This is a genomic window from Nonomuraea sp. NPDC049419 (genome assembly GCF_040676995.1).
Taxonomy (GTDB): domain Bacteria; phylum Actinomycetota; class Actinomycetes; order Streptosporangiales; family Streptosporangiaceae; genus Nonomuraea; species Nonomuraea salmonea.
The window spans coordinates 182,586-200,656 of the sequence record NZ_JBFAQB010000008.1 but is presented as its reverse complement, the minus strand read 5'-3'; the positions used below and the strand labels follow the sequence as shown (position 1 = coordinate 200,656).

Here is an 18,071-nt window from a genome sequence, read left to right as displayed (position 1 = left end):
AGCGAGAATCGATATCTTCTTCTCATGCCGGAACAGCAGACACGCCTGCTCGCGGAGCGCTACGAGCTCATCGTCCCGCTCGGCCGGGGCACGATGGGAACCGTGTGGCGCGCCCGCGACCGCGCGCTCGGGCGCGAGGTGGCGGTCAAGGAAATCCGCCAGGACCCCGGGCTCACCGAGGAACAGCGGGCCGAGCTGCGCGAGCGCATGGTCCGCGAAGGACGTATCGCCTCGCGGATCAACCATCCGTCCGTGGCCTCCATCCACGACGTCATCATCCAGGACAACAGCCCGTGGATCATCATGGAGCTCATCGAGGCCCGCTCCCTTGAGCAGGTGATCGAGGAGGAGGGGCCGCTGCCGCCGCGGCTCGTGGCGGAGATCGGCGTCGACCTGCTCGGCGCCCTCCGCGCCGCGCACGCCCAGGGCATCACCCACCGCGACGTCAAACCGGCCAACGTGCTCATCACCGAGAGCGGGCGCGTCGTGCTCACCGACTTCGGCATCGCCAAGGCGGAGGGCGACTCGCGGCTCACCAAGACCGGCATGGTCATCGGCTCACCCGGCTACACCGCTCCCGAGCGGGCCCGTGGCGAGTACACCGGGCCCGAGTCCGACATCTGGTCGCTCGGGGCGACGCTGTACTTCGCCGTCGAGGGGCGGCCCGCGTACGAGCGGTCCACGATCGCCGAGACGCTGGCCGCGCTGCTCACCGAGAACGCCGACCCGCCCACGCAGGCGGGGCGGCTGCGTCCGGTGCTGAACGGGCTGCTCAACAAGGACTACCGGCAGCGCCTCGGCGCCGCCAAAGCGGAGACCCTGCTGCGCATGGTCGCCGACACCCCCACGAGCGAGATGCCGGCGCTGACGGCCGAGGCTCTTAAGGCGCAGGAGGCCGCTTTGCCCGACCCGTTCGCCCCCCAATCCACAACTTCCCAATCTCAGGGACGCGGCTCCCAGCACCCCGGCGCAGCAGGCCAGGGCCCAGGCGCACAGGGCGGCCAGGGCGGACCGAGCGGCCAGGGCAGGCCGGGAGGACCGGGTGTGCAGGGCGGCCCGGGCGGACAGCGCCCAGGGATGCCGGTCGGCCCCGCCGGACCGGGCGCGCAGGGCCCCGGCATGCCCGGCGGCTCCGGCGGTCCAGGCGCCCCTGGCGGGCAGGGTGGCCCTGGTGGTCCAGGTGCCCCCGGCAGGCAGGGTGGCCCTGGTGGCGGGCAGGTCCCCCCGGGGCCTGGCCAGCGGCCGGCCGCTGCGGCCGGCGGCCGTGGTCCCGCGTCGGGTGCGCACCCGGCATCAGGCCCACACGGCGCCACAGGCCCGCAGGGCGCTCCCGGATCAGGCCCTCACGGTGCCACAGGCCCGCAAGGTGCTCCCGGGTCTCGGGGTGCCACGGGCCCGCATGCTGCTTCAGGGCCGCAGGGTGGCGCGCGGGGTGCGAACTCGCCGACCATGCCCCAGGTCACCCCTCCCAGCTATCCCCCACCGGGCCGGCAGCAGGCTTTCGCCTCCCCGGCCCCGGGCGGCGCACCGGGCCGGCCGGGAAACGGCCCGCAGGGGAACGCGCCAGGCGACCCGCACGGCAACACGCCGGGCGGCCCGGGCAGCGGGCCCTACGGCGGATCGCGCGGCGGTGCCCAGACTGGTCCTCAGGCACCCACCGGACCGCACGGGTTCGCCCAGGGCGGGCCAGGCGCGCCGCAGGCTGGTGGTCAGGGAGGCGTTCAGGGTGGGCCGCGCGGTGGTGCGGGCGACGATTACGACCCCGAGCGGACGGTGAGCATCTCGCGCCCCAAGGGCCCCTTCCCGTCGGCACCGGACCAGGGCACGGGCGGCCAGCCACCCCAGGGTCCTGGGGACGAGAGCACGGTGGTCACCACCCGCATCCCTACCCCGCCCAAGAACCCACCCGGCCAGCAGGTCTATCCGGTGCCCCCACCCCAGCCGGGCCAGCAGCCGGGCCGGCCGCAGCCGGTCGGGCCGCAGCAGGGCATCAGCGAGAGCCACGGCCTCGGCACGGACCTGTTCGCGATCGCCGGCCCTGAGGAGAAGCAACCGGCCGGCAACCGCAACGGCATGCTGGTCCTGATGGCGGTGGCCGCCGCGGCCGCCGTGGTGATCGCCGTCCTCATCGTGGCCCTCTTCTCCAGCTGACCCGCTCCGGAGCACCACCCACGCCTCCCCGGGGAAACGCCGGTGGGGTTCGGCGGGAGCGGTACGCGGTGGGTAAGACTGGACGGCATGAGTGAGTTCAGGATCGAACATGACTCCATGGGTGAGGTACGCGTGCCGTCCGGCGCCAAGTGGCGGGCGCAGACGCAGCGGGCCGTAGAGAACTTCCCGATCTCGGGGCGGACGCTGGAGCCGTCCCACATCGCGGCGCTCGGACTGGTCAAGGCGGTGGCGGCGGAGGTCAACGGCGAGCTGGGCGTGATCGAGAAGGACATGGCGGAGGCCATCGCCCAGGCGGCGGCGGACGTGGCGGAGAACGAGCACGACGCCCAGTTCCCGATCGACGTCTTCCAGACCGGCTCGGGCACCTCGTCCAACATGAACGCCAACGAGGTGATCGCGATGCTGGCCGAGGAGCGGCTGGGCCGCCCGGTGCACGCGAACGACCACGTGAACGCCTCGCAGTCGTCCAACGACGTGTTCCCGACGTCGATCCACGTGGCGGCGGCCACGGAGGTGACGTACCACCTGCTGCCCTCGCTGCGCCATCTGGCGGAGGCGCTCAGGGAGAAGGCGGTGGAGTTCGACGGGGTGGTGAAGTCGGGCCGTACGCATCTCATGGACGCCACGCCGGTGACGCTGGGCCAGGAGTTCGGCGGGTACGCCACGCAGCTTGAGCACGCGGTGGTGCGGGTGACGGCGGCGCTGGAGCACGTCCTGGAGCTGCCGCTGGGCGGCACGGCGGTGGGCACGGGCATCAACACGCCGCAGGGGTTCGCGCAGCGGGCGATCGCGAAGCTGCGCGAGGCGACGGGCATCCCGTTCCTGGAGGCGCGCGACCACTTCGAGGCGCAGGGCGCGCAGGACTCGATCGTGGAGCTGTCGGGGCAGCTCAAGGTGGTGGCGGTGTCGCTCACCAAGATCGCCAACGACCTGCGCTGGATGGGCTCGGGGCCGCGGGCGGGGCTGGGCGAGATCAACCTGCCCGACCTGCAGCCCGGCTCGTCGATCATGCCGGGCAAGGTCAACCCGGTGATCCCCGAGGCCACGGCGATGGTCGCGGCCCAGGTGATCGGCAACGACGCGGCGATCACGTTCGCGGGCGCGTCGGGCACCTTCGAGCTGAACGTGCAGCTGCCGGTGATCGCGCGCAACATCCTGGAGTCGATCAAGCTGCTGGCGAACGTGTCGCGGCTGCTCGCCGACCGCTGCGTCGCCGGGATCACGGCGAACGTGGACAGGCTCCGTGAGTACGCCGAGTCGTCCCCGTCCATCGTGACCCCGCTGAACCGCTACGTCGGCTACGAGGAGGCCGCGAAGATCGCCAAGCAGGCCCTGGCGGAGCGCAAGACGATCAAGGAGGTCGTCGTCGAGCGCGGCCACGTCGCCGCCGGCACGCTGACCGAGGAGCAGCTCGACGCGGCCCTCGACGTCCTGTCGATGACCAGGCCGTGACGCTCAGCCGGAGCTGACGGGCCGCAGCCGGGCGGCGGTCTCCTGGGTGGCGTGCGCCCAGCGGGTGAGCAGCGACAGCGCCGCGCCTGAGTCGACCGCGTCGGCGGCCCGCTTGACGGCGGCGGCCAGCGCGGGCGTCAGCTCGGCGGCGGGCGGCGTGCCGTCGGCGGCCACCAGCGCGGCGGCGGCGTTCAGCAGGACGACGTCGCGCACGGGCCCCGGCTCGCCGGCGAGCACCGCGCGGGCGACCTCGGCGTTGTGCCGGGCGTCGCCGCCGCGCAGGTCGTCGGGACGCGCCCGGGTAATCGACAGGTCGAGCGGGTCGAAGGTCGTGCGGGTGACCGCGCCGCGGCGTACCAGCCAGATCGTGGAGGGGCCGCAGGTGGTCAGCTCGTCGAGCCCGTCGTCGCCCCTGAAGACGAGCGCGGAGCAGCCGCGCTCGGCCAGCACGCCCGCGATCACGGGCGCCATCGACGGATGGTAGACGCCGACGGCCTGGGCGGGCGGCAGCGCGGGGTTGGTGAGCGGGGCCAGGAAGTTGAAGACGGTCGGCACGCCCAGCTCGCGGCGCGGCGCCGAGGTGCGTTTGAGCGCCGGGTTGAAGGCGGGCGCGAAGCAGAACGTGATGCCGGTCTCCTCCACCACGCGTACGACGGCGGCGGGCGGCAGGTCGACGACCACGCCCAGCGCCTCCAGCACGTCGGCAGAGCCGGCCATGGAGGAGGCGGCGCGGCCGCCGTGCTTGACCACCTTGGCGCCCGCGGCGGCGGCCACGACGGCGGCCATGGTGGAGATGTTCACGGTGCCCGCGCGGTCGCCGCCGGTGCCGACCAGGTCGACGGGGTCGCCGGGCACCCGGATGGCCGCCGACCTGGCCAGCATGCCGTCGGCCAGGCCCGACACCTCGGCGACGCTCTCGCCTTTGGCGCGCAGCGCGACGGCGAAGGCGGCGATCTGGGCGTCGGTGGCGCGCCCTGACATGATCTGGTCCATCGCCCACGCGGCCTGGCGGGAGGTGAGCGACACGCCGTCGAGCAGCGTGGTGAGGAGCTGCGGCCAGGTGGAGGTCATGGGTTCCCCTTCTCGTCTGTGCTCGACGGGGGGACACCCACCACACGGTGACGGCCGCCTCGTCGAGGCGGCCGTGTGCGTATCGCGCCGGGAGGACCGCCTAAGAGGCGGACCACCACTGGGACGAATACGCGATCATGCCCTCCAACATAGCAGACGCCGCTGATCCACATAGGACGCCGCGCATCTATGTCGCTCGGCCCCATGCTGCCCGCGGGGGTCGAGCGCCTAGGGTGCGAGGTATGGCGAAGGAGCTGACGGGGCGGACGGCGCTGGTGACGGGCGCCGGCGGCGGCATCGGGGCGGCCTGCGCCCGGCGTCTGGCCGCGGCGGGGGCCAGGGTGCTGGTCGTGGACGTGCGGGCCGAGTCCGCCGAGAAGGTGGCGGGCGAGGTGGGCGGCACGGCCGTGGTGGCCGATCTGAGCGATCCCGGCTTCGTGGCGGCGCTGCCCGGCGACCCGGTGGACATCGTGGTGAACAACGCGGGCTTCCAGCACGTGGCGCCGATCGAGGAGTTCCCGCCCGAGGTGTTCGCCACGATGCTCAAAGTCATGGTGGAGGCGCCGTTCCTCATCGCGCGGAAGGTGCTGCCCGGCATGTACGCCAGGGGCTGGGGCCGGTTCGTGAACATCTCGTCGGTGCACGGGCTGCGGGCTTCGCCGTACAAGTCGGCTTATACGACGGCCAAGCACGCGCTGGAGGGGTTCTCCAAGGTGGTGGCGCTCGAAGGGGCGCCCCATGGGGTGACCTCGGTGTGCGTCTGCCCCGCGTACGTGCGGACCGGCCTGGTCGAGGCGCAGATCGCCGACCAGGCGCGGGTGCACGGCATCGACCCCGAGCAGGTCGTGACGGACATCATGCTCGCGCCGGCCGCGATCAAGCGGCTGATCGAGCCGGAGGAGGTGGCCGACATGGTCGCCTACCTGTGCGGTCCAGGCGGGTCGTTCATCACGGGCGTGTCGCTGCCCGTGGACGGCGGCTGGACGGCGCGGTAGTGGTCAGGCGGTTTCTCGAGCTGCTGGCCAGGGAGGCGTCGGCGGTCGAGTTCGAGGGGCCGATCATCCAGGCGCGGGCGGCGGGCGCCGACCCGGCGGCGATCGAGGAGCTGGAGCAGGCCAAGGTCGAGGCGCTGAAGGTGCGCGACCTGCTCAAGCGGCGGGCGCGGCGCGAGGCGGAGCTGTCGGCCCTGTACGACACCGCCGGCGACCTCGCCGCCCTGCGCGACCTCGACGCGGTGCTGGAGGCCATCGTGCACCGGGCCAGGCAGCTGCTGGCGACCGACATCGCGTACATGACGCTGCACGACCCCGAGCGCGGCGACACGTACATGCGGGTCACCGACGGGTCGATCTCGGCGAAGTTCCGTGCGCTGCGGCTGGCGATGGGACACGGGCTGGGCGGGCTGGTGGCGCAGACGGCGACGCCGTACGCGACGGCCGACTACTTCGCCGACGCCCGCTTCCGCCACAAGGAGCACATCGACGAGGCGGTCACCGAGGAGGGCCTGGTCGCGATCCTGGGCGTGCCGCTGCGGCTCGGCCAGCGGGTGATCGGCGTGCTGATGGCGGCCAACCGCAGCGCGCGGCCGTTCCACCAGGAGGAGGTGTCGCTGCTGGCCAGTCTGGCGGCGCACGCCGCGGTGGCGATCGACAACGCCAGGCTGCTGCAGGAGACCAGGAACGCGCTGGAGGAGCTGTCCCAGGCGCACAGGACGGCCAGGGAGCACGGCGAGGCGGTCGAGCGGGCCGCGCTGGCGCACGACCGCATGACCTCGCTGGTGCTGCGCGGCGGCGGCATCGAGGACGTGGCGGCCGTGGTGACCGACGTGCTGGGCGGGTCGCTCGCGGTGCTCGACGACCTGGGCAGGGCGATCAGCGGTGACGTGGGCGAGCTTGACGCGGGGGTGTTCGAGGCGGCGCAGGCGTCGCGGGCGCTGGGGCGTACGGTGCGCAGGGGCGACCTGCTGATCGCCTCCGTGGACGTCGGCGGCGAGCCGCTGTGCACGCTGCTCCTGCGCAGCGACGACGCCGACGAGCGGATCCTGGAGCGGGCGGCGCTGGTGTGCGCGCTGCTGCTGCTGTTCCGCAGGAGCGTGGCGGAGGCCGAGGGCCGGGTCAGGGGCGAGCTGCTCGACGACCTGATCTCCCGGCCGGAGTCGCCCGGCCTGTCCGACCGTGCCCGCAGGCTGGGCATGGACCTGGGCGCGCCGCACATCGTGGTGGTGGTCAAGCACGGGGGTCAGCGCGAGCGGGCCGCGTTCTGGGCGTCCTCGCAGGCCGCCGTGCGCCACGGGCTGGCCGCGGGCCGCGGCGACGAGGTGGTGCTGCTGCTGCCGGGCGACGACGCGGGCGGCGTGGCCAGGCGGGTGGCGGCGGAGCTGACGGCCTCGCTGCACAGCCCGGCGACGGCGGGCGCGGCCCGGGTGGGCGGATCATGGGCGGACTCCCGGCAGCAGGCCGGCGCGCACGAGGTCGCGGCGGCCTACCAGGAGGCGCGCAGGTGCGCGGACGCGCTGATCGCGCTCGGCCGCGCGGGCGACGGGGCGGGCGCGGTCGAGCTGGGCTTCGTGGGGCTGCTCATGGGCGACGGCCGCGACGTACGCGGCTTCGTCACGCGGGTGCTCGGCCCGCTCATCGACTACGACGCGCGCCGGGGCACCGCGCTGGCCGACACGCTGACCGCGTACTTCGGGACCGGCGGCTCGCCCTCGCGGACGGCCGAGGCGCTGCACATCCACGTCAACACCGTCACGCAGCGGCTCGACCGCGTCGCCAAGCTGCTCGGCGACGGCTGGACGGACCCCGAGCGGGCCCTGGAGATCCAGCTAGCGCTGCGCCTGCACCGGCTGGGCCGCACCGACGACCCACACAGCTGAGCGGAAGACTGTGGGCTCTCGCACCATATGAGTGACTCCGGTCACACCCTACGGTGACCGGCATGGCCACTTCCATCAAGAAGATCGTCGCCGCGAGCCTGATCGGCACCACCATCGAGTGGTACGACTTCTTCCTGTACGGCTCGGCAGCCGCCCTGGTGTTCAACAAGCTCTTCTTCCCCGACTCCGACCCGCTGACCGGCACGCTGCTGTCGTTCCTCACCTACGCGGTCGGCTTCGTCGCCCGGCCACTCGGCGGTCTGGTCTTCGGCCACTTCGGCGACCGGATCGGCCGCAAGACGCTGCTGGTCGTCAGCCTGCTGATGATGGGCACGGCGACGTTCCTGATCGGCTGCCTGCCGACGTACGAGACGCTCGGGCCGGCCGCCGCGCTGGTGCTGACGGCGCTGCGGCTCGTGCAGGGCTTCGCGCTCGGCGGCGAGTGGGGCGGCGCGGTGCTGATCGTCTCCGAGCACGGCGACACGGCACGGCGCGGCTTCTGGGCCTCCTGGCCGCAGGCGGGCGCGCCGGGCGGCAACCTGCTGGCCACCGGCGTGCTGGCGGCCCTGGCCGCCTGGCAGTCGGACGAGGCGTTCCTGTCGTGGGGGTGGCGGGTGCCGTTCCTGCTGTCGGGGGTGCTGGTGCTGATCGGCCTGTGGATCCGGCTGACGATCACCGAGTCGCCGGTGTTCCAGGCGGCGCCGCCGGAGGCGCGCGCGCCGATCGTCGGGGTGCTGCGCCATCACGGCAAGGACGTGGTGGTGGCGATCGGCGCCCGGCTGGCCGAGAACATCTCCTTCTACCTGCTGACCGTCTTCGTCATCACGTACGCCACGCAGAGCGGCATCGACAACTCGACCGTGCTGAACGCGGTGCTCGTCTCTTCGGCCATCCACTTCGTGACGATCCCGATGTGGGGCGCCCTGTCGGACCGGGTGGGCCGCCGCCCGATCTACCTCGCCGGCGCGGCGGGGATCGGCGTGTGGATCTTCGCGTTCTTCCCGCTGGTCGGCACCGGCAACTTCTTCGCGATCACGCTGGCGGTCACCGTCGGCCTGCTCTTCCACGGCATGATGTACGGCCCGCAGGCCGCCTTCTTCTCCGAGCTGTTCGGCACCAGGACCCGCTACACCGGCGTCTCGATCGGCGCGCAGCTGTCGGCCATCGTGGCGGGCGCCCTCGCCCCGATCATCGCGGTGGCCCTGCTGCGCGAGTACGCCAGCAGCGTGCCGATCTCCATCTACCTCGCGCTCGCGGCGGTGCTCACGCTGGCCGCCGTGTACGCGGCGCGCGAAACTCAGGGCAGCGACCTCGCGGAAAGGACCACCACGCGATGAGGGTCACCACATCCAGGCTCACCCAGCACGTCATGACCGTCGAGGGCAGGGACACCGGCACGCCGGTGCTGTTCGTGCACGGCAACGTCTCCTCGTCGGCGTTCTGGCGCGACACGCTGCCGGCGCTGCCCGAGGGCTTCCGGCCGCTCGCGGTGGACCTGCGCGGCTTCGGCGACAGCGACCCCGCGCCGGTGGACGCCACCAGGGGCCTGCGCGACTACTCCGACGACCTCATCGAGCTGATCGAGGCGCTCGACCTCGGCGGCGTCCACCTGGTCGGCTGGAGCCTGGGCGGCGGCGTGGTGCTGCAGCTCCTGCGCGACCGGCCGGGCCTGGTCGGGAGCGTCACGCTGGTCAACCCGGTCTCCCCGTACGGCTGGGGCGGCACGGAGGGCCCTGAGGGCCGCCTGACGCACCAGGACGGCACCGGCTCCGGCGCGGGCGCGGCCAACCCCGACTTCGTGGCCAGGCTCAAGGCGGGCGACCTGTCGGAGGAGTCGCCGACGTCGCCGCGCAACGTCTTCAGGAGCACGTACGTCAAGAACCCGGTCCCCGACGAGGACTTCTACCTGCGCTCGATGCTGACCACCCGGGTCGGCGAGTCGCACTACCCGGGCGACGCGGTCGCCTCCGGCACCTGGCCGGGCGTCGCGCCGGGCAAGACCGGCGTGCTGAACGCCATCTCCCCCGTCCACTTCCGCCTGGACGACCTGCCCGAGATCGACCCGAAGCCGCCGATCCTGTGGCTCAGGGGCGCCGACGACGTGATCGTCTCCGACACCTCGCTGCTCGACCTCGCCCACCTGGGCGCGATCGGCGCGGTGCCGGGCTCGCCCGGCACGCCCGCGCAGCCCATGGTGACGCAGATGCGGGCGGTGCTGGAGCGCTACGGCGACTACCGCGAGGTGGTGCTGGACGACTGCGGCCACAGCCCGCACATCGAACGCCCTGAGGACTTCCGCCGTGTGCTGGCCGAGCACCTCGGGGAGGCGTAGATGTTCGTCGCGCTCACGCTCGTCGCGAGCCTGCTCACCCCGGTGCCGAAGCTCACCGTGCCGGGCGCGGAACACGTCGAGGTCGCCGTGCTGGCCGACCTGACCACGGCGGGCACGGTCGCGAGCGGCCACACCGACCCCGCCGACTGGGCGGGCCTGCACTCGGCCGCCACCGTGAACCCCACCGGCGTGCCCGGCACGCAGATCGACGGCTACTTCCCCGACACCTCCACCGGCAACGCCACGCACGGCTGGAACCACGACTCCCAGTTCGTCATCAGGCTGCCGAAGAAGTGGAACGGCGGCCTCGTGGTCAGCGGCACGCCGGGCAACAGGGAGCAGTACGCCAACGACTACACGATCTCCGACTGGGTGCTGTCGAAGGGCTACGCGTTCGCCGCCACCGACAAGGGCAACGTGGGCGTGGACTTCCACCTCGACGGCCGCCGCCCTGGCGACGCCATCGCCGAGTGGAACGACCGGCTCACCCAGCTCACGGTGGCCGCCAAGGCCGTGGTCAAGCGGCATTACGGCCGGTCGGCCAAGCGCACGTTCGCGGCCGGCATCTCCAACGGCGGCTACCTCGTCAGGTGGCAGCTGGAGAACCGCGGGTGGCTCTACGACGGCGGCATCGACTGGGAGGGCACGCTCTGGCGGGTCAAGGGCGACAACCTGCTGAACTTCCTGCCGCAGGCGCTCAAGGCGTATCCGGACGAGCAGGGGGTGCGGGCGGCCGGGTTCGCGGCCGGGTCGGAGTTCCTCTGGCCGTTCCACCGGGACTACTACTGGGAGCTGACCCAGAAGCTCTACCAGAAGGAGCTGGACCCGGCGTACGCGGGCGCGCCGGCCGACTACGACTACGACGCGCGCCGGCCGTACGCGGCCATGGCGAAGATCGGGCTGACCGGCCGCATCACCAAGCCGCTGATCACGCTGCACGGCACGCTGGACACGCTCCTGCCCATCACGCGCGACTCCGACGTCTACGCGAAGATGGTCGGCCCGCACCGCCCCTTCCGCTATCACCGCATCGAGGGCGGCAACCACCTCGACAGTCTCGTCGATCTCTACCCCGACCGGCTCAAGCCCATCCTGCCGGCCTTCAGGAACGCCTTCGGCGAGCTGGAGCGCTGGGTCAGTCCTTGAGGTAGCGATGGCCGCCCGCGCGTGCCAGGCGCACGATGTGCCGCGCGCCGGGCAGCCTCCTGCCGAGCCGGTGCAGCGCCGTGTCGCGGCCCATGGGCGAGTGCTCGGGGTCCGCGGCGGCGGCCGGCCTGGCCTCGATCCTGCCCCGGCGCATCTCCAGCGCGAAGCGCAGCCCGACCTCCTCCTCGGACGAGCGCAGCGAGCACATCCAGGCGCCTGGCCCGAGGTGCTCGACGCCCGGCAGCAGCCGCTTGACCGGCACCTTGGCGACGAGCTGGCCCGCGATCCTGCCCGGCACCCCGGCCTCGACCAGGGCGGGCGCGCACACCTCGCGGGCCCGCTTGCCGGTGCCGCGCATCACCAGCTCCAGGGGCGGCCCGCCGCTCGGCGGCACGTACGGCACCGGCAGCACCACGTACGCGTGCCCGCCGATGTGCTTGACCTCCACGCCCGGCGAGACCAGCGCGATCGACTCGGAGAACGAGCGCGGCTCGACGGCCAGGCCCAGCTCGCCCTGGTCGCTCCAGCACGGCACCACCAGCCGCATCCTGGGCCGCTGAGCGAGCACGCCCAGGCAGTTGAGCGGCCCCTCGGGGCGGCTGACGCGGCTCCTCGCCTGGTTGGCGCCGGAGAACATGCGGACGTGCACCTCCCACTGGCCTGGCCGCAGCGGCTCGCCCAGGGCCGCCTGGGTGACGTCCAGCCGGGTCTCGCCCTTGATGCGCACCCGCATCCTGCGGCGGCCGTCCTCGATCCGCTCGACCTCCTGGGTCAGCGGCAGGAAGTGCACGAGCCCGGTCTCGGTGTGGCGGACGTACAGCTCGACGCGGGCCCGCTCGACGGCCTCGGTGATGTCGGTGATGTCGTCGGGCAGCCTCTTGGTGTCGAGCGCGCGCGGCGGGATCCAGTGCAGGCGGTCGCCGTCCACCCGGTAGCGGTCGGGCGTGCCGTCGCCGGTCACCACCTCGACGCTCAGGCCCAGCACCAGGACGTGGGCGTCCCAGCGCACCTCGGTGAGGTCGGCGCGCAGGCCCGCCTTCCTGGTGGCGTTCGCCATGAGCACGATCTGGTCGAGGCGGCCCGCGCGCACGTACGCGGCCACCACGCGCAGCTGCACCGGCAGGTGGCGGTCGAGCCGCTCGGGGAAGCGGCGCTCGGTCAGCTCCTGGGCGACCCTGAAGTGCGCGCCCCGATCGACCGAGGAGTCCGCGAACTTGCTGGTGACCAGCGGGCGCAGCACCGCCTGGCGGAACCAGTGCGCGTAGACGCGGTCGCGCTGGCGGCCCTCGCCGAGGTACATGTCCACGTCGTCGAGCAGCCGGTGCAGCTCCTTGACGATGGCCCTGGGGTCCTCCTCGGTGCGCGGCCGCTCCCCCAGGTGGCAGCAGACGTGCTCGGCCAGCACCGCGATGACCTTGGCGTGCAGGTACGCCCGCGTCACGAACGCCTGCTCGCCCATGCGGCTGCCCGGCACAGGGAAGCCCAGCTCGTGCTCCTCCAGGAACGCGCGCCGGTAGAGCTGCTGCGGCGTCAGCACGGTCAGCAGCCGGTCGCGCAGGATGTCCCCCCGCGAGGTGCTGCGCTCGAAGGCGGTCATCGGCGGGCCCCAGTCGCGTACCAGGCGGCCCACCAGCACGTCGGCGTCGCTCTCCACGGCGCGCTCGTACATGCGGGCCAGGGCGTCCCGCTCCAGGCGGTCGTGCTGGCCGAGGAAGAAGACGTAGTCGCCGGCGGCCGCGGCGAGGCCCACGTTGCGTCCGCGCATGGGCGAGCCCGTGTGCGGCAGGTGGAGCGCGCGAGCGTTCTGCCTGATCGCGGCGATGGCGTCGAGGCGCTCGGCGATCCCGTCCGTGGACCCGTCGTCCACGAAGATCACTTCGTATTCGTCCGCGGGCATCGTCTGCTCCAGCGCGGAGCGGATGCACGCATCGGCGGTGTCACCCGGATTGTGGACATCGACGATCACACTGACCTTCACACCCATGCGGCCCAGCGTGCGCCCGTATACAGGATGAGGCGCGACGGCTTGCCGATTGGAGAAGGAAAGTTGACCCGCTAATACCAACCCACGGACTGAGAGTGGCCCCAGGCGCCGCAGGGCGAGCCGTAGCGGCCCTTGATGTAGCCGAGACCCCACTTGATCTGGGTGGCGGCGTTGACCTGCCAGTCGGCGCCCGCGCTGGCCATCTTGCTGCCGGGCAGCGACTGCGGGATGCCGTACGCGCCGGAGTAGCGGTTCATCGCCCGCTCGTTCCAGCCGCTCTCCTTCTGCCAGAGCCGCTCCAGGCAGCCCCACTGGTCGGCGCCGAACCCGAACGAGGCCATCATCGACTTCGCGGTGGCCTTGTTGCTGCCGGGCGAGGGGTTGCTGCCGGGCGGGAAGTTCGCGGCGGGGAAGCCGTCACCGCCCGGCGCCCGCTTGGGCACCACCCAGTCGAGGCCCTTGCCCTCGGCGCCTGTGCGCTTCTTCTTGAGCTCGTCGGCCCGGTAGGCCTGCTCGGCCTCGGCCTTGAGGAGGTCGGCCTCGGGGTCCGGGGCGTAGAGGTCGCCGCTGGCCAGCTTGCCGAGGTCCTCCATGGTGAAGGACTGCGGCGGCTTGTTGGCGTTCTCGACGGCGCGGTAGGCGACGAACCCGCCGCCGCCGGCGACGACGGCCACCGAGAGCACGGTGATGATCACCCGCTTGGGGGTGACGCGCGAAGGCCGGCGCCTCGGCGGAAGGTCTTCCTTCGGGGGGCGCTCGCTCAGCTTCGGACCGGGGCTCACGATGCATGAGCTTGCCCTGTCCTAGGGGGTGCTCCGCAACCGAAACGCGGGAATTGCTTGCCGTAAATTTCACCAACCACCTGGTTGGCTCCGGATTTCCGAAATATTGTGATGTTGGTCACAATAAGGATGGCTGCCCTTCAGGCGCCCGTAACGGAAGGGAAGCCGCTTACAGCGTTCCGTGCGTACTTCCGGATCTCATCTACGACATGTCACAGTTCGGTGACACAACCCGGGTAATCAGGACATGGAACAATAATGTGCGCGTGGCTGGCATCCTCCTTGTAGAAGACGATCCCTCGGTGCGCACGGCTCTGGAGCTGGCGCTGACCCGGCAGGGACACTCCGTCACGTCGTACGCGACGGGTGAGGAGGCGCTCGACCACATCAGAGCCCGCCGCCCGGAGATCGCGATCCTCGACGTCATGCTCCCCGGCATCGACGGCATCGAGGTGTGCCGCCGCGTCCGTAAGCTCGACCAGCTCCCCGTCATCCTGCTCACCGCCCGCGGCGACGACCTCGACGTCGTGGTGGGCCTCGAGGCCGGCGCCGACGACTACGTGGTCAAGCCGGTCGAGCCGCGCGTGCTCGACGCCCGCATCCGCGCCGTGCTGCGCAGGGCGGAGTCGGCCGCGTCCGACCGCATCACGTTCGGCGAGCTCGTGATCGACCGGGGCGCGCTGAAGGTCACGCTGTCCGGCAAGGAGATCCACCTGACGCCGACCGAGCTGCGGCTGCTGCTGGAGCTCGTCCGCCACCCCGGGCAGGTGCTCAACCGCCGCTACCTGCTGCGCGCGGTCTGGGACCACACCCACATCGCCGACTCGCGCCTGGTGGACGCCTGCGTGCAGCGCATCAGGGCCAAGATCGAGCCCAAGCCGGGTGAGCCCGTCTTCATCCACACCGTGCGCGGCTTCGGCTACCGGTTCAGCCCGCCGTGAGGATCCCCCGCATCCCTCGCCCCACCGGGCTGCGCGCCCGCCTGGTCATCACCTTCACCCTCGTCGCCGTCGGCGCGGCGCTGCTGGTCGCGACCATCGGCTACGAGCTCGCCAAGTCCGCGCTGGTCTCCAGGGCGGAGACCACCGCGCTCGACGTGGTGACCAGGGAGCTCAGCAGCATCACGTTCCCGGTCGGCAAACTCAGGCCGGGCGAGGCCCCGCCGTCGCAGCGCGACCTGCAGCGCGTGGCCCACGCGCTGAGCGGGCCAGGCCGCAGCGTCTTCGTCGAATACCGCAACATGGTCGCCGCCGAGGGCCCGCTGTCGATGAGCGACGTGCCCAACGAGCTGCACGGCCGCGCCAAGCAGAGCGTCGTCACCCAGCGCAAGATCATCAGGGACGAGCTGTATCTCATCGTCGGTGCCGAGGTCTACCGCGCGAACGCCGGCGTGCCCGAGGCCACGGGGCTGCGCGCGTTCGCCTTCTTCCCACTGCACGACGACGAGGCCCAGCTCGCCACCCTGCGGAACGCGCTCACCAGGACGAGCATCGTCATCGTGCTCATCGCGCTGGTCGTGGCCCTGCTCTCGGCCCGCCAGGTGCTGCTGCCGGTACGCCGCCTCAGCGCCGCCGCGCAGGCGCTCGGCGAGGGCCGCCTGGACACCCGCCTGCCCGTCCACGGCCAGGACGAGCTGGCCGGGCTGACCGCCAGGTTCAACGACGCCGCCGCCGCGCTGGAGCTGAGCGTGGCCGAGCTGCGCTCGCTGGAGGCCATGTCACGCCGGTTCGTGGCCGACGTCTCCCACGAGCTGCGCACCCCGCTGACCGCGATGACGGCCGTCGCCGACATGCTCTTGGAGGAGGCCGACCACCTGCCCGAGGCGCCCGCCGAGGCCGTCAGGCTGGTGCTCAGGGAGATCGAACGGCTGCGCGAGCTGGTCGAGCACCTCATCGAGGTCAGCCGCTTCGACGCCGGCACCGCCACGCTCAACCTGGAGCCGGTCAACGTGGCCGACAGCATCGCCGACTGCCTGGAGGTGCGCGGCTGGAGCGACCAGGTGACGGTGAAGGCGTCGCAGGGCCTGACCGCCCACCTCGACCCCAGCAGGTTCGACGTCATCGTGGCCAACCTGGTCGGCAACGCGCTCAAGCACGGCCTGCCCCCGGTGCTGGTCAGCGCCAGGGCCACCGAGAACGGCCTGGAGGTCAAGGTGCGCGACCACGGCAAGGGCATCCCGCGCGAGGCGCTGCCGCACGTGTTCGACCGCTTCTTCAAGGCGGGCGCGGGCCGCGCCCGCAGCCAGGGCAGCGGGCTGGGCCTGGCCATCGCCCGGTCCAACGTGCTGCTGCACGGCGGCACGATCTCCGTACGCCCCCAGACCCCCGGCACTCTCTTCACCGTCTGGCTGCCGCACTCATGAAGACCATCCGCGTGCTCGCCGTCGTCTCCCTGCTGGCCGGGGCGGCCTGCGGCATCTCACCCACCGACGTGCAGGACCGCGGCAACGCCCCCACCGTGAAGATCCCGCCGCCGTCCAAGACGATCTACCTCATCAGGGACGGCAAGCTCACCCTGGAGCCGGCCGACGTCGAGGACGACACCGTGGACAGCCTGCTCGGCGCGCTCTTCGGGGCCTCCAGGCAGCCGCTGCTCGACGGGCGGGACACGGCGCTGCGCGGGTTCACGTACCTGCGGACCAAGAACTCCGTCAACCCGCCGCAGCGGGACGAGATCCAGCTCCCGCGCACCTCGACGCTGACCGTCTACATCCGCGGCGAGGGCACGCTCACCAGGATCGGCGTCGCGCAGATCGTCTGCACCGCGCAGCAGGACGCGGCGTTCGAGCAGGTGAAGATCATTCGCGACAACCCGAACCGCCCCCCGAAGGTCGAGGGGCGGTACACCTGCGGCGAGCTCAAATGATCACATGGTGATGTCCTCGAGCATCTCCGTGACCAGCGCGGCGATGGGCGAGCGCTCGGACCTGGTCAGCGTGACGTGGGCGAAGAGCGGGTGGCCCTTCAGCTTCTCCACGACCGCGACCACGCCGTCGTGCCTGCCGACCCGCAGGTTGTCGCGCTGGGCCACGTCGTGGGTGAGCACCACCCGCGAGTTGGCGCCGATGCGGCTGAGCACGGTGAGCAGCACGCCGCGCTCCAGCGACTGGGCCTCGTCCACGATCACGAACGCGTCGTGCAGCGACCGGCCGCGGATGTGCGTGAGCGGCAGCACCTCCAGCATGCCCCGATCCAGCACCTCCTCGATCACCTCGGGCGAGGTGATGGCGCCGAGCGTGTCGTAGACGGCCTGCGCCCACGGGCCCATCTTCTCGCCCTCGGTGCCGGGCAGGTAGCCGAGCTCCTGCCCGCCGACCGCGTAGATCGGGCGGAAGACGACGACCTTACGGTGCTGGCGGCGCTCCAGGACCGCCTCCAGGCCCGCGCAGAGCGCCAGCGCCGACTTGCCCGTGCCGGCCCTGCCGCCCAGCGAGACGATGCCGATCTCCGGGTCCATCAGCAGGTCGAGCGCGATGCGCTGCTCGGCCGAGCGGCCGTGCAGACCGAAGACCTCGCGGTCGCCGCGGACCAGCTTGACGGACTTGTCGGGCTGCACCCGCCCGAGCGCCGAGCCCTTGGCCGACAGCAGCCGCAGGCCGGTGTGGGCGGGCAGGTCTCTGGCCTCCTCAAGGTCGGCGGTGCCCGCGTCGAAGAGCGTCTCGACGTCCTCCGCGGTCACCTGGACCTCGGCCATCCCCGTCCAGCCCGACTCGTGCACCAGTTCGGCGCGGTACTCCTCGGCGGCCAGGCCGATCGAGGCCGCCTTGACCCGCATCGGCAGGTCCTTGGAGACCAGGACGACGTCGCACCCCTCGCCGGCCAGCGAGCGGGCCACCGTGAGTATGCGCGTGTCGTTGTCGCCCAGGCGGAATCCGACCGGCAGAATGGACGGGTCGCTGTGGTTGAGCTCAACCCTGATCGTGCCGTCCCCCGTGGGCATCGGCTCGTCCAGCCGGCCGTGCGTGACCCGAAGCTCGTCGAGGTAACGCAGAGCCTTCCTGGCGAAATAGCCGAGCTCTGGATGATGCCGCTTACCTTCCAGCTCCGTGATGACCACGATCGGAAGGACGACGTCGTGCTCGGCGAACCTGGTCATGGCCGCCGGGTCGGCCAGCAGGACCGAGGTGTCCAGCACGTACGTGCGCTTCGCCGGCTGGGAATTAGGGTTGCTCGAGGACACTGCCACACGTTCTCCCCCGGGTGCCCCTTGGTGCGGGCACCCTGCAGACGAGGTGGGAATCGGACCGGACCCGCGTCC

General features: G+C 72.1%; 14 protein-coding genes. 10 read left to right on the top strand and 4 right to left on the bottom strand.

What is annotated here, in order from left to right:
* Positions 1 to 24 precede the first annotated feature (24 nt).
* Both AB0K12_RS24625 and AB0K12_RS24620 read left to right on the top strand, forming a co-directional pair.
* On the top strand, positions 25 to 2,151 hold the full coding sequence (locus AB0K12_RS24625; RefSeq protein ID WP_364565530.1) for a protein kinase: 2,127 nt from the start codon (positions 25 to 27) through the stop codon (positions 2,149 to 2,151).
* A gap of 87 nt (positions 2,152 to 2,238) precedes the next feature.
* Positions 2,239 to 3,624: a class II fumarate hydratase gene (locus AB0K12_RS24620; RefSeq protein WP_364565527.1), complete on the top strand. Its 1,386-nt coding sequence runs from the start codon at positions 2,239 to 2,241 to the stop codon at positions 3,622 to 3,624.
* A gap of 3 nt (positions 3,625 to 3,627) precedes the next feature.
* Here the strand turns inward: AB0K12_RS24620 and trpD are convergent, their stop codons facing one another.
* The gene (gene trpD, locus AB0K12_RS24615) at positions 3,628 to 4,695 is read right to left on the bottom strand and encodes an anthranilate phosphoribosyltransferase (protein ID WP_364565524.1); all 1,068 of its coding nucleotides are present in this window, start codon (positions 4,693 to 4,695) and stop codon (positions 3,628 to 3,630) included.
* Between the two features lie 242 nt (positions 4,696 to 4,937).
* Here trpD and AB0K12_RS24610 point away from each other — a divergent pair, with 242 nt between their 5' ends.
* From AB0K12_RS24610 to AB0K12_RS24590, 5 genes are all read left to right on the top strand, one after another.
* The gene (locus AB0K12_RS24610) at positions 4,938 to 5,690 is read left to right on the top strand and encodes a 3-hydroxybutyrate dehydrogenase (protein ID WP_364565521.1); all 753 of its coding nucleotides are present in this window, start codon (positions 4,938 to 4,940) and stop codon (positions 5,688 to 5,690) included.
* A complete protein-coding gene (locus AB0K12_RS24605) occupies positions 5,690 to 7,570 on the top strand; it encodes a helix-turn-helix domain-containing protein (RefSeq protein ID WP_364565519.1) in 1,881 nt (626 codons plus the stop codon). The genes AB0K12_RS24610 and AB0K12_RS24605 overlap by 1 nt, the downstream gene beginning before the upstream one ends.
* 62 nt (positions 7,571 to 7,632) lie before the next feature.
* Positions 7,633 to 8,907: an MFS transporter gene (locus AB0K12_RS24600; protein WP_364565516.1), complete on the top strand. Its 1,275-nt coding sequence runs from the start codon at positions 7,633 to 7,635 to the stop codon at positions 8,905 to 8,907.
* A complete protein-coding gene (locus AB0K12_RS24595; protein WP_364565513.1) occupies positions 8,904 to 9,902 on the top strand; it encodes an alpha/beta hydrolase in 999 nt (332 codons plus the stop codon). Before AB0K12_RS24600 ends, AB0K12_RS24595 begins: the two co-directional genes overlap by 4 nt.
* Entirely contained in the window at positions 9,903 to 11,048 is a 1,146-nt protein-coding gene (locus AB0K12_RS24590) for a tannase/feruloyl esterase family alpha/beta hydrolase (protein ID WP_364565510.1), read from the top strand. It abuts the gene before it with no gap.
* Here AB0K12_RS24590 and AB0K12_RS24585 read toward each other — a convergent pair.
* Entirely contained in the window at positions 11,038 to 13,032 is a 1,995-nt protein-coding gene (locus tag AB0K12_RS24585; protein ID WP_364565507.1) for a glycosyltransferase family 2 protein, read from the bottom strand. The two genes, AB0K12_RS24590 and AB0K12_RS24585, sit on opposite strands and share 11 nt — an antisense overlap.
* A gap of 71 nt (positions 13,033 to 13,103) precedes the next feature.
* On the bottom strand, positions 13,104 to 13,727 hold the full coding sequence (locus AB0K12_RS24580) for a lytic transglycosylase domain-containing protein (protein ID WP_364565505.1): 624 nt from the start codon (positions 13,725 to 13,727) through the stop codon (positions 13,104 to 13,106).
* Positions 13,728 to 14,080: 353 nt separating this feature from the next.
* On the opposite strand from AB0K12_RS24580, the gene AB0K12_RS24575 reads away from it, so the two are divergent.
* From AB0K12_RS24575 to AB0K12_RS24565, 3 genes are read left to right on the top strand one after another with little or no spacing between them, the layout of a single operon-like run.
* Positions 14,081 to 14,755: a response regulator transcription factor gene (locus tag AB0K12_RS24575; protein WP_355431278.1), complete on the top strand. Its 675-nt coding sequence runs from the start codon at positions 14,081 to 14,083 to the stop codon at positions 14,753 to 14,755.
* Complete coding sequence (locus tag AB0K12_RS24570) at positions 14,752 to 16,176, top strand: HAMP domain-containing sensor histidine kinase (RefSeq protein WP_364565502.1); 1,425 nt, start codon at positions 14,752 to 14,754, stop codon at positions 16,174 to 16,176. The genes AB0K12_RS24575 and AB0K12_RS24570 overlap by 4 nt, the downstream gene beginning before the upstream one ends.
* Positions 16,173 to 16,679 carry a hypothetical protein gene (locus AB0K12_RS24565; protein ID WP_364565499.1) on the top strand — a complete coding sequence of 169 codons (507 nt, stop codon included), beginning with the start codon at positions 16,173 to 16,175 and terminating at the stop codon, positions 16,677 to 16,679. The genes AB0K12_RS24570 and AB0K12_RS24565 overlap by 4 nt, the downstream gene beginning before the upstream one ends.
* Here AB0K12_RS24565 and AB0K12_RS24560 read toward each other — a convergent pair whose 3' ends face one another.
* Positions 16,680 to 17,999, bottom strand: coding sequence for a PhoH family protein (locus AB0K12_RS24560; protein WP_364565496.1), 1,320 nt, complete (start codon positions 17,997 to 17,999; stop codon positions 16,680 to 16,682).
* Between the last annotated feature and the right edge of the window lie 72 nt (positions 18,000 to 18,071).